Origin of the sequence: Streptomyces sp. NPDC087901, from assembly GCF_044742205.1 — a bacterium.
Lineage (GTDB): Bacteria > Actinomycetota > Actinomycetes > Streptomycetales > Streptomycetaceae > Streptomyces.
Window position 1 is genome coordinate 153,513 of sequence record NZ_JBIUUC010000009.1, and the last position, 14,366, is coordinate 167,878.

Below are 14,366 nucleotides of genomic sequence, written 5' to 3' on the forward strand. Positions count from 1 at the left end.
TGTCCGGCGACGCTATCGGCTGAGGGGCAGGGCTGCTCCTGGAATGACAAGACCGCATGCTGTAGGGAACTCCAGGCCTGGATCCCGGAGGGACCTTCCTCACTACGAGGCAGCACTCTCCGGCGGCTCAGGCACCCACCCGCTCAAGGCTCAACGAGGCGGGAGCGATGCAAGATGAGACCGCACGCGCCGGCTGAAGTGTGCTGCGCAACGCGTGTCTCTCACGAGTGCAGCCAGGTTGTGCCATACGGTCTGGCGAATATCCCTGGGCGTTGTCCGATGATGGCGTGCCAGGGTCTGCTCCACGGCAGCGACGTTGCCGGGCAGTGGCTGAGCGAAGCTGCGGTCGCCGAAGGGGTGGTCGGTCTCGGTCAGCACACGATCGAGCGGGATGGTCTGCAGCAGAGCCGTCTTGCGCGCGGCGGAGACGTTGACGGAGAAGTAACAGCCCAGGCGGACGGCACGGGCGGTCTGTTCCGGGTCGCCGAGCCACCAGTGGAGGACCATGCCGGGGGCCGGGGCGCGTTCGAGTTCGTCGAGCACCTGCTCGCAGGCGCCGTAGCTGTGGATGCTGGCGATGCGCGGGGTGCGCTCCAGGACGCCGAGGACACTGCGGAGAGTGGTCTGCTGGCGCTCGAGCGGGACGCGGCTCTTGCCGTCGAGTCCGATCTCGCTGACCAGGGGTGTGTGGGCGATCAGCTGGGTGAAGGTGTCGGGGTCGAATGCGGTGTGGCTGCGCGCGAGTCCGGGATGAGCGCCGACTCCCCAAATGATCCGGTCGTCGTGCCGCTGGACAGCCTCAGTGGCCTCGGTCAGGGAGCGGGTAGCGGCGAAGATGACGGCGCCTAGGCCTGCGAGGTCGTCGGCCGGGACGCTGGTGTCGATGTGTGCGTGCAGGTCCAGCGGCGGCAGTGCGCTCGTCCTCATGGGTACAGCAACTCCAGTTCTGCGACCCCCCGCCTGCACAGGTCGTAGGCCTGGCGGGTGGAGTAGTCGGAGGGCAGGTTCAGGGTGGTGATGTCGGCCGGGCGCAGCCCGCGAGCGAGGAAGGTGCGCAGGGAGGGTTCGACCGACTTGCCGGTCAGGTAGGCGCTGAGGTTCTCGGCGTGGCGGGTGTGAAGGTAGTCGGTCGTGTCCTCGATCTGGGCGGCGCGGAAGGAGGCGCGGCGCAGCAGGCAGCCGAAGCACACGCCGCAGTGGGTGCGTACGGGGATGCGGTGGGTGCGGTGTCCGGTGTGGGCGCAGGAATGGGTGTTGCTGAGCAGCCGGGTGGCTGCGGCGGGGCCGACCAGTTCGGCGGCCCGGGTGAACATTTCGCCTTTGGTGTGGGCGGCGAAGGGGTTGTGGACGTGCGCGTGGGCTCCGGCGTCGTGGGCGATGGCGGCCAGGGTCTGCAGGAAGAGGGGGTGGGTGGTGCGGGTGGATACGGCGCCACGCTGGTCGGCGGTGAGCGGCACGTTGAGGGAGGCGAAGCCGTTCTCCGGGATCCATAGCAAAACCTTTTCCACTGCTGCGGCGGCCAGGCCGAGGGCGAGGAAGAGCAGAGAGCGGGTGCGGGTGGAGTACTCGTTCGGCAGTTTCGTGCCGGTGGGCTGATGACTTTTGCGGGAGAAGCGCAGGGCCTGGTGGGGTTGTGGGGGGCCGTCGATGAGGTGGGCGATGGTGTCGGCGACGGTTCGTTGGATGGGGGCGAGGGTGGTGGCGCCGACATGGGAGAGCAGCAGATGCTGCTCGGGGGCGAGGTCGTGGCGGGAGTGCAGGGCGCCGACGGCGGAGTCGGCGCCGCCGCTGAGCAGGACCACGCGCCGGATCCCGGGGTGTGGTGTGTCGCAGATGGTTTCGTGCGGGGCGCCGGCTGTGTGGAAGCGGATTGACCATTGGTCTCCGGACAGGAATGCCAGGAGGGCTTCGAGGCGTTCGCGCACCGCGGTCCAGCGGGCCACGTCGTAGACGGGGACGTCCAATTCGAAGGCGCGCTGGGTCCAGTTGGAGCGGGCGGCGCGGCGGGGGGCGGTTCGGTCGGCGGCGTAGACCAGGGTGGCCAGGCGGACCAGTTCGATGTTGGGTTCGGGAACGGGGCCCAACGCGCCCAGGGACGGTCCGAGGGTGGAGACGAAGGAGCCGCCGGCACCGGCGGGCCACCAGAACGCGGTGGTGTCGTCGGGCACGGGCCGGGTCGTGTCCGCGTCCAGGCGCAGGGTGTAAGCGGGCATCAGGGCTCCATCCAGATGGACCGCATCGCGGTGATTCCCTCTTCTACGGCCTGGGTGATCTCGGTGGTGCTGGGGCCGGTGATCGCGAGGGAGGCGCGGTCGGCCAGGGCGCGTGCGGTCTCGCGCAGTTGGCGTTCGCCGCCGGCGGTGGCCCAGGCGGGGCGGGAGCCGTCGTTCATCGTCGCGGCGGTCTCGCTGATGACCGCCTCGAAGATGATCAGTGCCAGGGTTTCCCGGACGACTTCGTCGGGGCTTGGGGGTGTGCTGTCGGTGCCGGCTTCCAGGACCCATTGGGCCACTTCGCTGGCGACGAAGCGGCGTTCCTGGTCTTCGATGGTGCCGTCGGCGAGCGGCCCGCAGGCTGCGTCCACGATCCGGCGGGTCCAGTCGATCGGGTCGTCGGCGGCAGCCTGCAGTTGTGCGTAGTCGAGGCCGAGTTCCTGCAGAGCCTGCGCGTTGCCGGTGCGGTAGGCGTAGGCCGCGGCCGCGGCACGGCCTGCGGTGCGTGAGGACCGGGCGACGCTGCGCTGTGCCCCTCCCCCACTGCGGCCTCCCCCGTCCCCGCCAGCTCCCCCGCCTCCGCCGCCGGGGCCGTCGGCGTGACCGCTAGAGGGACGGAACAGGCCGAGGGCAGGGATCAGCTGATCGGTGTTGAGCTGGGGTGGGGGCCCGCCGGGGCCGGAGCCGGTTAGAGCGTCGAGCCACTGGGTGACGTTGTGCTGCAGTTGTTTGCTGGCCGGTGTGCCGTTTCCGGTGTAGGAGCCTTTGGTGCCCATCAGCGGCTGCTTCCTGCACCCAGGGCGATGACCAGGGTGCGCCCGATCTGGTCCTGGCCGGCCGGGACATGGCTCTTCCAGTGCTCCAGCACGCCGCGGAAGACGGGGACGGCGGACGGGAGGACCAGGATGGTGGCCGGTTGCAATTCTCGGGCAGGGATGGACTGCAGGAGGCGGGTGGCCCGCTCGGTGGTGGCCGGGTACGCAGTGGTGATGCGGACCAGGCTGCGCACGGCTGCGGTCTGTTCGGTGGGCCGGTCCCGGCCGGCCCGGCCGAGGTATTCGACCAGGCTCAGGGCGTCGTCCTCGCCGAGCGCGGTGACGTCGGCTTCGCTGACCCGACGCTGGTCGAAGCGCACGCTGGACAGCAGGTTGGCCGCGATGTCGCGCAGCCGGCCGGGCAGTCCGGCATCGAGGAGCTGCTCGCCGGTGAACGCGGCTGCCAGGTAGAGGTAGGGGGCCAGATCCACGGGGCCGAGGTCGGGGGGAAGTTTGGCCCATCGGATCAGGTCGTCGTCGAAGGTGACCGGCTCGCTCTCGCCTTCGTCCGGCGTCGGTTGCTGTTCCGGGGAAGCGGCGTCGTCGGGAGCGGAGTCGGCGGCGATGGGGGGTTCGGGGGCGGGCCGGCCGGCGGTTGTTTCCAGTTTGGCCATGCGGGAGCGCAGTTCGCCGCGGGCCAGCCATCCCAGGACGGTGGCGAAGGCGTTGGGCAGCAGCTTCTCCAAAACCATGAGCTTGGCCACGATGTCCGGCTCGAGTTCGATGCCGCGATGGCCGGCGACGGACTGGCGCACCCGCAGGTCGTTGAGGAAGCGCTTGATGCGGCGGGGGCTGCCTTGGAGCTTCTCGTAGAGGATGGGTGTCATCCGTGAGGCAAAGGCCATTTCGGCGAAGATGTCGTTGCCGTTCACGGCCTCGGCCAGGTCGTCCAGCAGGCCCTTCTCCAGCCGCAGGTGTACGCAGGCCTCGATGTAGGGGGTGAGTTCCTCGACGGTCAGGCGCTGAGAGAGCTGCAGCAGGACGAGGAATGCCTCGGTGTCGAAGCGGCTCAGGGTGGGCAGCGGCACCGTGGTCTGCACGATCTTGTGCAGGTAGAGGCTGGCCGGTTCCTCGAAGTATCTCTCCTGTGCTGCCTGTTGTCCGCTGCCGGGGTCGGGGAAGCGGGCTCGCAGGGCGTCGGCAACCCGGTGCTCGTCGGCGGCGACGACGAAGGCCATCTTCGGCACCGCCAGGAACAGCCGGATGGTCTCCAGCGTGTCCACGACTGTGTCAGGCAGGCAGCGGTCGAGATCGTCGACCAGCACGACCACGCGCCTGAGGTGGCTGAGTTCGGCGGACTCCATCAGTGTGCGGAATTCACTCCGGAATTCGCCGAGTCCGCGTGAGGGCGGGTCGCCTCCGTCGGCATCATCGTTGCCGGGCTCGGTGTTGATCAGGCTGGTGAGGTCGTCGACGGAGGGCAGCTGTAGGGTCAGGGACGTCTTGGCCGCCACTTGCAGGGCCTTGGCCCAGTCGACTCGCTGGCGCAGCTTGGTCAGCATCGTCCGGGCGCGGCTGATGCGGCCCTCTGGCTGTTCCTTCTTGGCGAGCTCGGCGGCGACGGCGCTGAGCACCTCTCCGATCAGGGTTTCTTTGGCGCCCACACCGGGGTCGTAGCGCCACGGGTCTGTGCTGATCACGAGAATGGTCGTGTCCGTCGCGGGCGGCTTGGGGGCGAGTTCGTCCTCGATGAGGCGGAGCACGGTGGTCTTGCCGCTCCCCCAGGCGCCCGAGACTCCGATGGTCGCGGGGTCAAGGTCGTCGTCGAGGACGGCCTGGACCACGGTTTTGGCCACCGCGTCAAAAGACAGAAGATCCAGGCGGGTCGGCTCGTCCGACCACAGCTGTGCAGACATATTACTCTTGCCCATCCCCAGGGCCTGTGACTATCTCGTCTCAGGCGGTACCCGCACCAGCACTGCGTATACGGGCGCTTTCGAGTGTGCAGCAAGCCCACACAATAGTGCTCGTTTCATCCTCAACAACAGAAACAGGCGCATCCGTTGCGGCCGCCGAAGTGGCCGACGCCGACCCGGGGCGTGGCGGCGGATGACTGCATCCTCGGTCTGCCCGTGCCAACGCGATTCGGCCATTGCGGGCGCGAAGCCGGGCGCGCGCCACAGCCGAGAGAGTAGCCGCCAGCCCGCACCCAGTACGCCAATGCGTCGATCAACTCACGCCGCAGATGCTTGCGTGGGCGCTCACCCGGCATCACGGGCGGCATCAGCGGTTCGAACCCCGCCCACTCGACATCGAAAAGATCCGTAGGATACCCCCGCCGTTCGGCCACACGCGCCTCTCCATAGTGCAGGGACTGCTAGCTCGCCTGCCCTCACCGGGACTTAGCAGATATCTCCTAACTCCATTGCTGTTACGGTCCGTTACGCTGCAACGTTCGAGGTGCAGCGCCAGTCTGTCGGCAAAGCGGCACGGTGGTTTAGGCGCCTCTGTCACCCCGGTGGCGCCTCCAGCCCCTTACCTGCCTACTCCAGGTAAATTCCGGCGAACGCACCGTCGAACCCGAGCGCGGCCAAGCCCGCCTCGATACTCGGGTAGGTCGTCCCGTGCGGTCCGCCGACCTGGGCGTCGAAGTCGGCGCGGCTGATCTCGGGCTCGAGCCACTGGTTGCCGCACCGGCAGCGGACCCAGACGTTGCGCCCATGGTTGATGAGCAGCCAGTCGCGTCGGGCACGGCAGGCGGAGCACATCACGGGGATGCCCCCGAGAGCGAGTTCGCGTGAGTGGCCGACGCAGCGAATCGCCCCGGGTCCGTCGGCTGGCCGCGTCTCGGCCTGGAGCTGCAGCAGGGCGTCGGTACCAGTGGGGAGGACGGGCAGCGCGAGTGCCGGCTCCGTGGTGCGGGTGGTGGTTCTGAGCACGAGCGTCATCTCCCGGTTGTCGGTCCTGTCTTCATCCGTAACAGCCGGTGGAACCGGCTGTCCATACATTTCGCGGCGTCCGCTCGGTCGGTGGTCGACTACCGGTTCGACCTGTTCAGCGACGTGGTGAGCGGCGGTTGGGGTCTTGAACAGTCCCGAGCGGTGCGGCTGCCGTCGCCTTTCGTTCACTGGTGCGGCTGCTCGGCGTGGTGGCCTGGCGGGTGGCGGCCTGCGGTCGACGGGCACCGTCACCCGGGTGTGCCGGGAGCTGGGCGATGCGCCGCAGGCGCCAGACGAGGACGTCGTTCACGTCATCGGCACTGTCGAGTTCGCGCATGTCGATGGCCTGGCGCAGGAGGGCCTCGGAGTCATGGCCTGCCCGCTCGGCCTGGGCGAGGGTGGCGACCAAGGCGTCGGTCCTCGCTTCCGTGCCTCCTGCCCGTACGACCTTCTCCGGCAGGACGGCGCGAAGGGTGGCTTCGTGCATGCGGCGCTGGGCTTCTGGAAGGGCCCGACCTTGGTCGTGCAGCACTCGCATCGGGGTGGCGGCGGCCTGCCGGTAGGCGGTGCGCAGGTGCGCGGCGGCTTGTCGGGAGGCGTGGGCCTGCTGGGCGTGTCCACGCGCGGAGTGCCAGCGGGCGGCGGCGAGGGTGACCAGGACGAGGGTGGAGACGAGCATGGCGGTGGTGCCGCCGTCCTCGCCTCGGCCGAGCGCCCCGCCGGCCTGGACAATGCCCCGGGCGGCTGAGCGGAGAGCCCGGGTGTCGGCGCGTTCGGCGCGGACATGACTGCGGGTCGCCCGCTCGAAGGCGCGGGCTGCGGCGGCCAGCTCGGCGCGGGTGGTGGCCGGTGAGGTCTGGGCCACCGCGTCGAGTAGTTCTCCGACGCCGACAAGCTGGGGGGCGGCCTCGCCTTCCTCGTCGCGTTCCAGGAGCGTGGCCGAGCGCTCTGCGATGACGACTGCGTTGCGTCGTTGACGGGCGGGCGGTGACCAGTTCGTCCGGTCAGCGCCGACCGCGGGCGCGCTCGGCTCGGCGGCCCGGTCGATGAGGCGTAGGCGGATCTTCGGAAGGGAGAGGTCGGGGGCCAGTTTGGAGCCGGGGTACCAGACCGGGTCTCCGTCGCGGTTGCGGTCGCCGGGCAGGGCCACGTTGTAGCCGAGCGCGTCACCGGACGGAGCGTGCCGCAGCTTCACCCGCACCCCCGCCTCTCGGAGCCGCGTGAAGAACTCCTCTTCCGAATCCGCTCCCGCCACGGCTCGACGAACGGCCTCGCGGAGCGTCTCGCGCGAGGTCTCCGGGCGGCCGGTGCGCTCGGCCTTGAACTTCTCGGCGCTGCTGGGATTCTTCGCTGCGGTTCCGTCGCCCGCGTTCAGGCGCCGCAGGCCCATCTCCTTCTCGATGCGGCGGCATTCGGCCTGGGAATTGTTGAAGTCGTAGTTCAGGCGCGGGTTGCGCAGGTCGCCGCGTACGAGGGTGGCGACGATGTGGATGTGGTCTTCCGCGTGGCGGACGGCGATCCACCGGCAGCCGTCGGGGTCTCCCGCCGGGGCGATGCCGGTGGCGTGGACGATGCGCTGGGCGACGGCGTTCCACTCCTCGTCGTCCAGCCGCCGGTCCCCGGGGGCGGTGCGGACCGAGCAGTGCCAGACGTGCTTGGCGGGCGCGCGGTCGCCGGCCTGCTTGACCCGCAGGTCCAGGGCGGCGGTGAGCCGGGCGAGGGTGACCTTCGGGTCGGGGTCGAGGCCGGTGTCGCGGCCGGGGTCGGGGGCGAAGCCGTCCCAGGAGCCGACGAGGTGCGCGTCGGTGTGCTCCTCGCGCCGTCCGGGGCCGTACAGGTAGACGAGGAGGCCGTGGGTGCGGGAGCCGCGTCCGATGTCGGGAACCATCACAGCCGCCGGGTCACGAGGTCGTTCGCCGCGTCATCGACGCGGGCGAGAAGTCCGGTCAGCGCGCCCAGCGCGTGTTCGAGTTCACCGGCGCGCGGGTGGCCACCGCTGTTAAGGACGAAGGCGATCTGGTTGATGTTGTTGCCGATCCGGGCCAGCGCGGTGCGCAGTGCGGCGAGTTCGTCGATGGCGGCGTCGAGCTGGTCGTTGCTGTGCACGGCGGCGCATCCGCGGGCGGCGTTCAGGCCGGAGACAGCGAGGAAGCGGGCGACGGTGACGCCGCGCTTGGTGGCGGCCTCGGCGATCTCGGTCTTCTCGGTGTCGGAGAGGCGGGTGGTCGTCTTGCGGGTGCGCTCGCTGGGGTTGCGGGTGCGGCGGCGCGGTTTGCGGTCGGGGTAGGCGGGCGTGCTCGGGCTCGGCTGCTCGCGGTGGTCGTCGCGGCCGGCTTCTCCCCCGGTGACCGGCGCCCCCTGGTGCCGGTTGCCCGGCTGGTCCCCGTGCGCCCTCGCTCGGGGACCAGCCGGGCTTCCCCCGCCCTCCCGGGCGGGGGCAAGTGCGTACGACGGGCCGTAGGACCGTCGTACGCGATAGCTTGCTCCGCCAGGAGCCGTGGTGGGGTCACGCTGCTGTCCAGCGGGGGTGGCCACCGGGTCGTTGGTGTTCACCGGCTTGTCTCCGGGTCCTGCTGCTGGATTTCGCGGACGAGTTCCTCGATCCAGTCCATGGCCAGGACGGGGTGGTGCAGGGTCCAGGGCCGGTCGTGCTGTTCGCGTTGCACGATCCAGGTGGTGTCGGGGCCGGACTGGGCGCGGTGGAGGTGTCCGTGCTGGTGCAGGACGGTCAGCCAGGAGTCGACTTCGGCGGGCGTGGCCGGGTGAGTGCGCATCGGGTGCTCTCCGCTTCTGCTGTGGCGGGGTGTCTCGGAGACATGCGGAGCGGGTGACCGGCCGGGGTGACCGGCTTGGTCACCCACTCCGTGGATGTTCGGTCAGGGCCGGGAGGAGGTGACCGGCTGGCGGTGCTGCTCGCGCAGCTGGGCCATCAGCGCGGTCAGGGTGTCGCTGGACAGCGGGATCTGCTGACCTCGGATCGCCTGGGCGACCACCTTGCGGGTCAGTTTGTCCTCGGCCCTGACCGCCGACCGGGCGATCTTCAGCAGCTCCTCGGTGTCTGGGTCAGGACGCCGGTCATCAGTCGGCCGAGCGGCCCGGTCAGTGACCGGCGGCGAGGTGACCGGCGGGGCAATGACCGCCGCCGGGCTGCCCTGGCCATCACCGACCGGGGCCGCACTGTCGGGGCGGTCAGCGACCGTCCGCCCCTTGTCCGCCTGTCCCGGCAGGTCAGGGGCACGGTGGCTCCAGTTGCGGTGGTCGGTGACCGACTGGCCGCTGGTGGCCGGGGTCGAGTCTCCGGTCGCTGACCGGGTGGCGGTGTCCTCGTCGGTCGGGGACAGCGGCAGCCGGTCGGTCAGAGCGGTGACCGGCTGACCGGACTTGACCTGACCGGCCGCTGACCGCTGCTGACCGGCTCGGCCGGTCCGGGTGACCTCGATGTCACCCCGGTCGGTCTGACCGAGGTGACCGCGCTGACCGACGTTCTGCCGGTCAGTGTCCTTGACCGGGCCCCGGGCAATGAGGATGTAGAGGTGGACTGCTCCGGCCAGTGCGAGCGGGGCGATGGTGGAGAGCACCGCGACCACCGCGTCACCGAGCCGGAGGCCGGTGCCGGCGACCGTGTCCTGGTTGATGCGCACCGCGTGGAGTGCGTTGGCCCAGATGCTGGCGGCGGTGGCCGTGCCGAAGAGCGTCCAGACGTAGAGCCGGGCGCGCAGGGGTGCGTTGCGCAGGACCAGGAGGGCTCGGATGCCGTAGGCGATGAACCCGTCGATCACCAGGGGGAACAGGTAGGTAAGGAAGCCTCGGATATGGATGGCGACGGCCGTCTGCTGCAGGGCGTCGTACGAGAGCGCGCATCCCGCGCCCCCGAGGGCCACGACAGCCGCGCGGTCCCACCCGGATATGTGCACCGTCTTCGGCGCGCTTGCGGTGTTCATGCCGCCGTCCCGAAGTCGTCGCGGATCAGGCGCTCGCCGCTGGTCTCGGGGGATGGGGTGTTCGTGGTGGGCTGGTTCAGGGTTCGGTTGCGCTCGGCCCGGCGGATCTCGCGGTATCGCTTTTTGGCGTGCTCCTCGGTGACCTTCAGAAGCCAGGCCAGGCGCTGCTCGCTCACCCCGTGGCGGTAGGCCGCGTACTCGACCGCGCGGCGCTCCGCATGGGTGAGGTGCACGTCGCGCCCGGCGATGGTGGCATTGACGCGGCTGTAGTCGAGGCGGCTGGCGAGCTTGTCGTGCAGCGGCCCGCGCTCCTCCTCCGTCAGGCCGCCACGGATCCCGTCGGTGTCACCCCCTTCGAGAGCGGCGTCCAGGCAGGTTCGGCGGACCGCGCACTGGCCGCACAGGGCCTTGGCGGTGGCGATCTTGGTGGTCTCGTCAGGTTCGGGGAAGAAGACTTCGGGGTCCACCGGGTTGTACTCGGTGCTCTGGCAGACGGCGTCGGCCTGCCAGGTCTGGTCGCCGAGCTGACGGTGGTGGGCGGGGCCGTTCATCGTGCTGGTCATGCGGGGTGCTCCGATCGCTCTCCGCGCGCAGGGGCGTCGGCGGAGAGGTGCGCTGGCGGTAGGTGCCCGGGGGACGGCGCTGCGAGGACGCGGTCCGGCGGGGTGGCCTGCGGTGGGTCAGGCGGCGGCGCTGTGGCGTCTGCGGTCGACGGCCTCGAACTCGACTCGGGTGGTCATCTGCGCGAGCCTGCTGGCGACGCGATCCCCGAGGTAGGAGCGCAGGTCCTTGATCGCCAGGTTGGTCGTGATCAGCGTGGGGAGTTCGTAGTTGTACCGCCGGTTGATCAGCCGGTACGTCACTTCCTCGACCCACTCGCTCGCCTTGGCCGCGCCGAGGTCGTCGATGATCAGCAGCGGGCAGCGGCTGACGGCTGCCAGCTGCCGCTCGCTGTCGACCCCGGGCCGGGGGCGGAGATCGGCGTAGAGGTCGGCAGCGGTGGTCGCGCGCCAGCGAACACCGACCCCACTCTTGACCAGCGCTCGGACTGCGCCGTACGCCTGGTGTGTCTTGCCCGCGCCGACGACCCCGGCCATCAGCAGGCTAGGTCCGGTGGTGACCTGTCGTCGGCCTCCTCGGCTGGGGGCGACGGCCGCGTCGGTGACCTTCCGGACCCACTCCAGGACCGTGGGGTGGTCGGCGACAGCCGCTTGATAGCGCGGAGGCATCCCGGCGAGCAGGGCGTCCAGCGGCGAGAAGGGCTCGGCGTCGTCCGGCAGCGCGGCATCGGCCGGGTCGATGTTGCGGGCGGCCAGGATCCTGGCCATGCGCTCCAGTGTGGCTTCGTTGCCGAGGAGCTGCGGTTCACGGTGACGGGTGTGCATCACAGCTCCTCGGCGTAGGCGGCAGACGCGTTGGCCGGGTTGGTCCACGCCTGGTGGGCGGGCACGTTAGGCCGGATTCCCGGCCGCGCCAGACCGCCGGGGCGAGCGTTCATCACCTCGTTGACCATGCTGGTCAGTACGCTCGGGTGCTTGGGGTTGGCCGTGAAATTCGCCAGCCCGGCTCGGATGTGCGTCGGTGCGATGCCCTCGTCCAGGAGCTTCTTGATGATCCGTCCGAGGTGCCCGATCACGTCGTTCGGGGGGCGCTGGTCGCACCCGGCGACGTACTCCCCGACGAGGTCCTTGGCGGAGATGCCGGCTGCGGGCGCGGTGCGCCCCGTAGGGAGAGAAGATCCAGGATCCAAGATCCTAGATCCAGGCGCCGAGCCTTCGGGCAGGCTTCGGGGAAGGTTCGGGGAGTCCTTGGGGAATGCCTCCTGACCTGGGGTTTCCGATCGGGAGCTGCCAGCGACGTCGACCAAGTGATCGGTGGCTGCCTGCCGGTCGGCCGGGGACACAATCGCGTGCCCGGAAGACGTCGAGGTGGCCTGGGCGGGCAGATCGAGGGGTCGGGGAGCGTTCGGCGAGGTCTCGGCGAGTCCTCCGGGAGTGGTGGGCGATCCCTCGGTCTGCTTGGTGCAGTTGCCCTTGCAGGGGCCGCACCGGCCGGCAGCCTGGTGCTGCGGGCACGAGGGCAGGCGGGACTGGCTCGGTTTGTCGATCTTCTGGTGCTCGGACCAGGTCACGATGTGGAGGTAGCGGCGGCCGTCGCAGCCGGTGTACCGGCAGATCAGGCCGGCGCTCGCGAGCTGGTGGAGATCGTCCTCGACGTGGACCGAGGTGTGCTCGGCGCGCAGGGGCCACAGGAGCCCAGCGATGATCGCGGCGTTGTCGCGGTGCCGTCCGTGGTCGTCAGCCTGCGTGAGGAGACCGAAGAAGGTCCGCTCGGCCTCGACGCTCACTTCGGCGAGCGACTCGGAGAAGAACGCCTCCGGCTTGATGGTGCGTATCCGGGCCATGTCAGCGGCTCCGACCGGTGGCGACCAGGTCGCTGCATGTGAGGGCGGCGCGCTGGATGTCGAAGGTGTGCGGCCGGGTCCAGTCCGCCTCCGGCCAGACCCGCAGGATCCAGCGGGCGGCGACCGTCGCCGTCGTCCGGCTCACCTCCAGGGCCTTTCCGCCCTCGTCCCGGATAGCGGCACGCGGGTGGGGCCACGCCCGGCTCGGGTCGGTGAGGCTGACTCGGATCGTGGCCGCGCCCGGGATCATCTCTGCGAGCTGAGCAGCGAGGCGGTGCTGTCGTTGGGTATCCGGGCAGGCTGGGTTGACGCTCGGCGTGGCGAGCATGTGATACTCCGTTGTTCGTAGGAACGCGGTGCGGCGGTTCTCGTGCAAAAGCCCCGCCGCCCGCGAGATGTGGATCGGTACCCCTCGGGGTGTCGGCCCGGTGCTCGGGAGTTGGTAGCTCCCGGGCGCCGGTCTCATCCACCCCTGTGCACTCTGCGGTCTTCATGACCCGCGCGGGCTCGTCTCCTTCCCCTCCCGGCTGTTCCGTCGGCCAGTGATCTCCGCCTGTGGGCACCAGGACCATATGGCGACCCTCGGCCCAAGTCCAGCTTCTATAGACCAGCCCTCACCAGCAGCGGAACACTGCAATGGATGCTGACAACGCACAACGTACATTGCAGTTACGCCCTTCCGTCAACTGCAATGGCGAGGTACTGAACCTGACCGGCCATGATCACCACTGAGGTGGATATGATGGCCGCCATGACGGAGATCTGGAGATGACCGAATCGCGCGAGCGCACCTTCTCGGAGTTGCTCGACTACCTGTTCCGAGAGGTGCACCCGAAGGGACGCGGCCCTTACACCTACGCGGAGGTCTCGCAGGGCATCCGTGACACCTCCGGCGTCACCATCTCCGCGAGCGCCATCCAGCAGCTTCGCACCGGCACCAACTCGAACCCGAAGATGCAGACCATCCGTGCCTTGGCCGGCTTCTTCGGCGTGAACCCGGGCTATTTCTTCGACGAGGAGGAGGCGGAGCGCCAGCGTGCCGAGATCCAGTTGGTCGCCGCCATGCGCGACCAGGGGGTGCGTCGGGTCGCTCTGCGCGCGAACGGTCTCAGCGCTTCGAGCCTGAACATGGTGAACACCGTGATCGACCAGGCCCGAAGACTGGAAGGAATGCCCGACGAGTCGGAAGCGTCGGGACTGCTCGACGACAAGTAAGGGCTTGGCCGCACACCGAGCAGAGCGCACCGCTCCCGTCGATCACGCCTCGGCAGGTTCAGAGTCGGTTTCCATCAGCACGATCACCCGGAGGAGGTCGCTGCGCATGGGCCGCAGAGCCATGATCCGCACACCGACTTCTCGACCCCGATGGTGGGGAAGTCGAAGCTTGCGCAGGTCTCCGTCGGCGTGTTCAACCACCTCGCGGCGGTCCCACATCTGCCGTGCGGCCGGGGAACTCGTGAGGATGTCGCGCTCCAGCTGTTGCAGCGCTTCGTGGTCCGGATGGCGGGCGCGCTCGTAGCGGATCTGCCCTAGGTAGGAGCGGGCCCAGTCCTGCTCCCAGTTCACGAGCTGCTCGCGGGCCTCCGGACTCAGGAACGCCCACCGCATCTGATTCGCCTGGTGAGCCGCCCACGGAAACCAGTCCAGCAGCGGTTCGTTGTAGCCGATCACGTTCCAGGCGAGGTCCGTCACGAAGGCGGGATCGGGGGCCTGGCCGTCCAGAAACCGCTGCAGCACCTCGTCCATTTCCGCCGCCGCACCGGCCTCCGGAACCGCGGCGACCACCGGCGGATGGCCCACCGCCATCAGGTACAGGGCATCGCGCTCAGCGCGACTCAGCCCCAGCGCCGACGAGAGTCGATCGAGAAAGTCAGCGGAGTACTTGGCCTCCATGCCCCGCTCCAGCGCCCCGTACCAGCGTTCACTCACCCCGGTCAGTCGAGCCACGTCACGCTGCGTCAGGCCCTTTGCCCTACGGCCCGGAGAGGTCAGCCCGGGGATCTCATCAGGATTCACCCGCCGCCGCCACGATTGCAGCAGCTCAGGCAGCGACTCACCGCCACCTTCGCCACCCGCGACCCGCCCGCCCCGCACGTCCATAAGGGCGAGCCTAG

Annotated in this window: 15 protein-coding genes; 1 reads left to right on the top strand and 14 read right to left on the bottom strand. The window is 69.7% G+C overall.

The features are described 5' to 3' along the window. Positions 1–150 precede the first annotated feature (150 nt). The 13 genes from ACIOEW_RS26305 to ACIOEW_RS26365 form a co-directional block, all read right to left on the bottom strand. Entirely contained in the window at positions 151–927 is a 777-nt protein-coding gene (locus tag ACIOEW_RS26305; RefSeq protein ID WP_401966395.1) for a TatD family hydrolase, read from the bottom strand. Beyond that, on the bottom strand, positions 924–2,213 hold the full coding sequence (locus ACIOEW_RS26310) for a 7-cyano-7-deazaguanine synthase (protein WP_401966397.1): 1,290 nt from the start codon (positions 2,211–2,213) through the stop codon (positions 924–926). Before ACIOEW_RS26310 ends, ACIOEW_RS26305 begins: the two co-directional genes overlap by 4 nt. Further along, a complete protein-coding gene (locus tag ACIOEW_RS26315) occupies positions 2,213–2,989 on the bottom strand; it encodes a hypothetical protein (protein WP_358980285.1) in 777 nt (258 codons plus the stop codon). Before ACIOEW_RS26315 ends, ACIOEW_RS26310 begins: the two co-directional genes overlap by 1 nt. Further along, on the bottom strand, positions 2,989–4,884 hold the full coding sequence (locus tag ACIOEW_RS26320) for a P-loop NTPase fold protein (protein ID WP_358980288.1): 1,896 nt from the start codon (positions 4,882–4,884) through the stop codon (positions 2,989–2,991). Before ACIOEW_RS26320 ends, ACIOEW_RS26315 begins: the two co-directional genes overlap by 1 nt. 627 nt (positions 4,885–5,511) lie before the next feature. Beyond that, on the bottom strand, positions 5,512–5,916 hold the full coding sequence (locus ACIOEW_RS26325) for a hypothetical protein (protein ID WP_401966400.1): 405 nt from the start codon (positions 5,914–5,916) through the stop codon (positions 5,512–5,514). A gap of 106 nt (positions 5,917–6,022) precedes the next feature. Beyond that, positions 6,023–7,795 carry a relaxase/mobilization nuclease domain-containing protein gene (locus ACIOEW_RS26330; RefSeq protein ID WP_401966403.1) on the bottom strand — a complete coding sequence of 591 codons (1,773 nt, stop codon included), beginning with the start codon at positions 7,793–7,795 and terminating at the stop codon, positions 6,023–6,025. Further along, positions 7,795–8,460: a plasmid mobilization protein gene (locus ACIOEW_RS26335; protein ID WP_401966405.1), complete on the bottom strand. Its 666-nt coding sequence runs from the start codon at positions 8,458–8,460 to the stop codon at positions 7,795–7,797. Before ACIOEW_RS26335 ends, ACIOEW_RS26330 begins: the two co-directional genes overlap by 1 nt. Further along, positions 8,457–8,681, bottom strand: a complete 225-nt coding sequence (locus ACIOEW_RS26340) for a hypothetical protein (protein ID WP_003972986.1) — start codon at positions 8,679–8,681, stop codon at positions 8,457–8,459. The genes ACIOEW_RS26335 and ACIOEW_RS26340 overlap by 4 nt, the downstream gene beginning before the upstream one ends. Positions 8,682–8,783: 102 nt before the next feature. Next, positions 8,784–9,848, bottom strand: coding sequence for a DUF2637 domain-containing protein (locus ACIOEW_RS26345; RefSeq protein ID WP_401966407.1), 1,065 nt, complete (start codon positions 9,846–9,848; stop codon positions 8,784–8,786). Beyond that, positions 9,845–10,411 carry a WhiB family transcriptional regulator gene (locus ACIOEW_RS26350; RefSeq protein WP_358979571.1) on the bottom strand — a complete coding sequence of 189 codons (567 nt, stop codon included), beginning with the start codon at positions 10,409–10,411 and terminating at the stop codon, positions 9,845–9,847. The genes ACIOEW_RS26345 and ACIOEW_RS26350 overlap by 4 nt, the downstream gene beginning before the upstream one ends. A 117-nt stretch (positions 10,412–10,528) precedes the next feature. Further along, positions 10,529–11,233, bottom strand: a complete 705-nt coding sequence (locus ACIOEW_RS26355; RefSeq protein WP_266413400.1) for an ATP-binding protein — start codon at positions 11,231–11,233, stop codon at positions 10,529–10,531. Next, the gene (locus tag ACIOEW_RS26360) at positions 11,233–12,252 is read right to left on the bottom strand and encodes a hypothetical protein (RefSeq protein WP_358979573.1); all 1,020 of its coding nucleotides are present in this window, start codon (positions 12,250–12,252) and stop codon (positions 11,233–11,235) included. Before ACIOEW_RS26360 ends, ACIOEW_RS26355 begins: the two co-directional genes overlap by 1 nt. 1 nt (position 12,253) lies before the next feature. Continuing rightward, positions 12,254–12,580 (bottom strand): transcriptional regulator, encoded by a 327-nt coding sequence (locus ACIOEW_RS26365; RefSeq protein ID WP_124280846.1) that lies wholly within the window; start codon positions 12,578–12,580, stop codon positions 12,254–12,256. A 440-nt stretch (positions 12,581–13,020) separates the two neighbouring features. On the opposite strand from ACIOEW_RS26365, the gene ACIOEW_RS26370 reads away from it, so the two are divergent. Then, entirely contained in the window at positions 13,021–13,467 is a 447-nt protein-coding gene (locus ACIOEW_RS26370; protein WP_093798523.1) for a Secondary metabolite protein, read from the top strand. A 42-nt stretch (positions 13,468–13,509) separates the two neighbouring features. Here the strand turns inward: ACIOEW_RS26370 and ACIOEW_RS26375 are convergent, their stop codons facing one another. Continuing rightward, entirely contained in the window at positions 13,510–14,352 is an 843-nt protein-coding gene (locus ACIOEW_RS26375; RefSeq protein WP_401966410.1) for a helix-turn-helix domain-containing protein, read from the bottom strand. Positions 14,353–14,366: the final 14 nt, after the last annotated feature.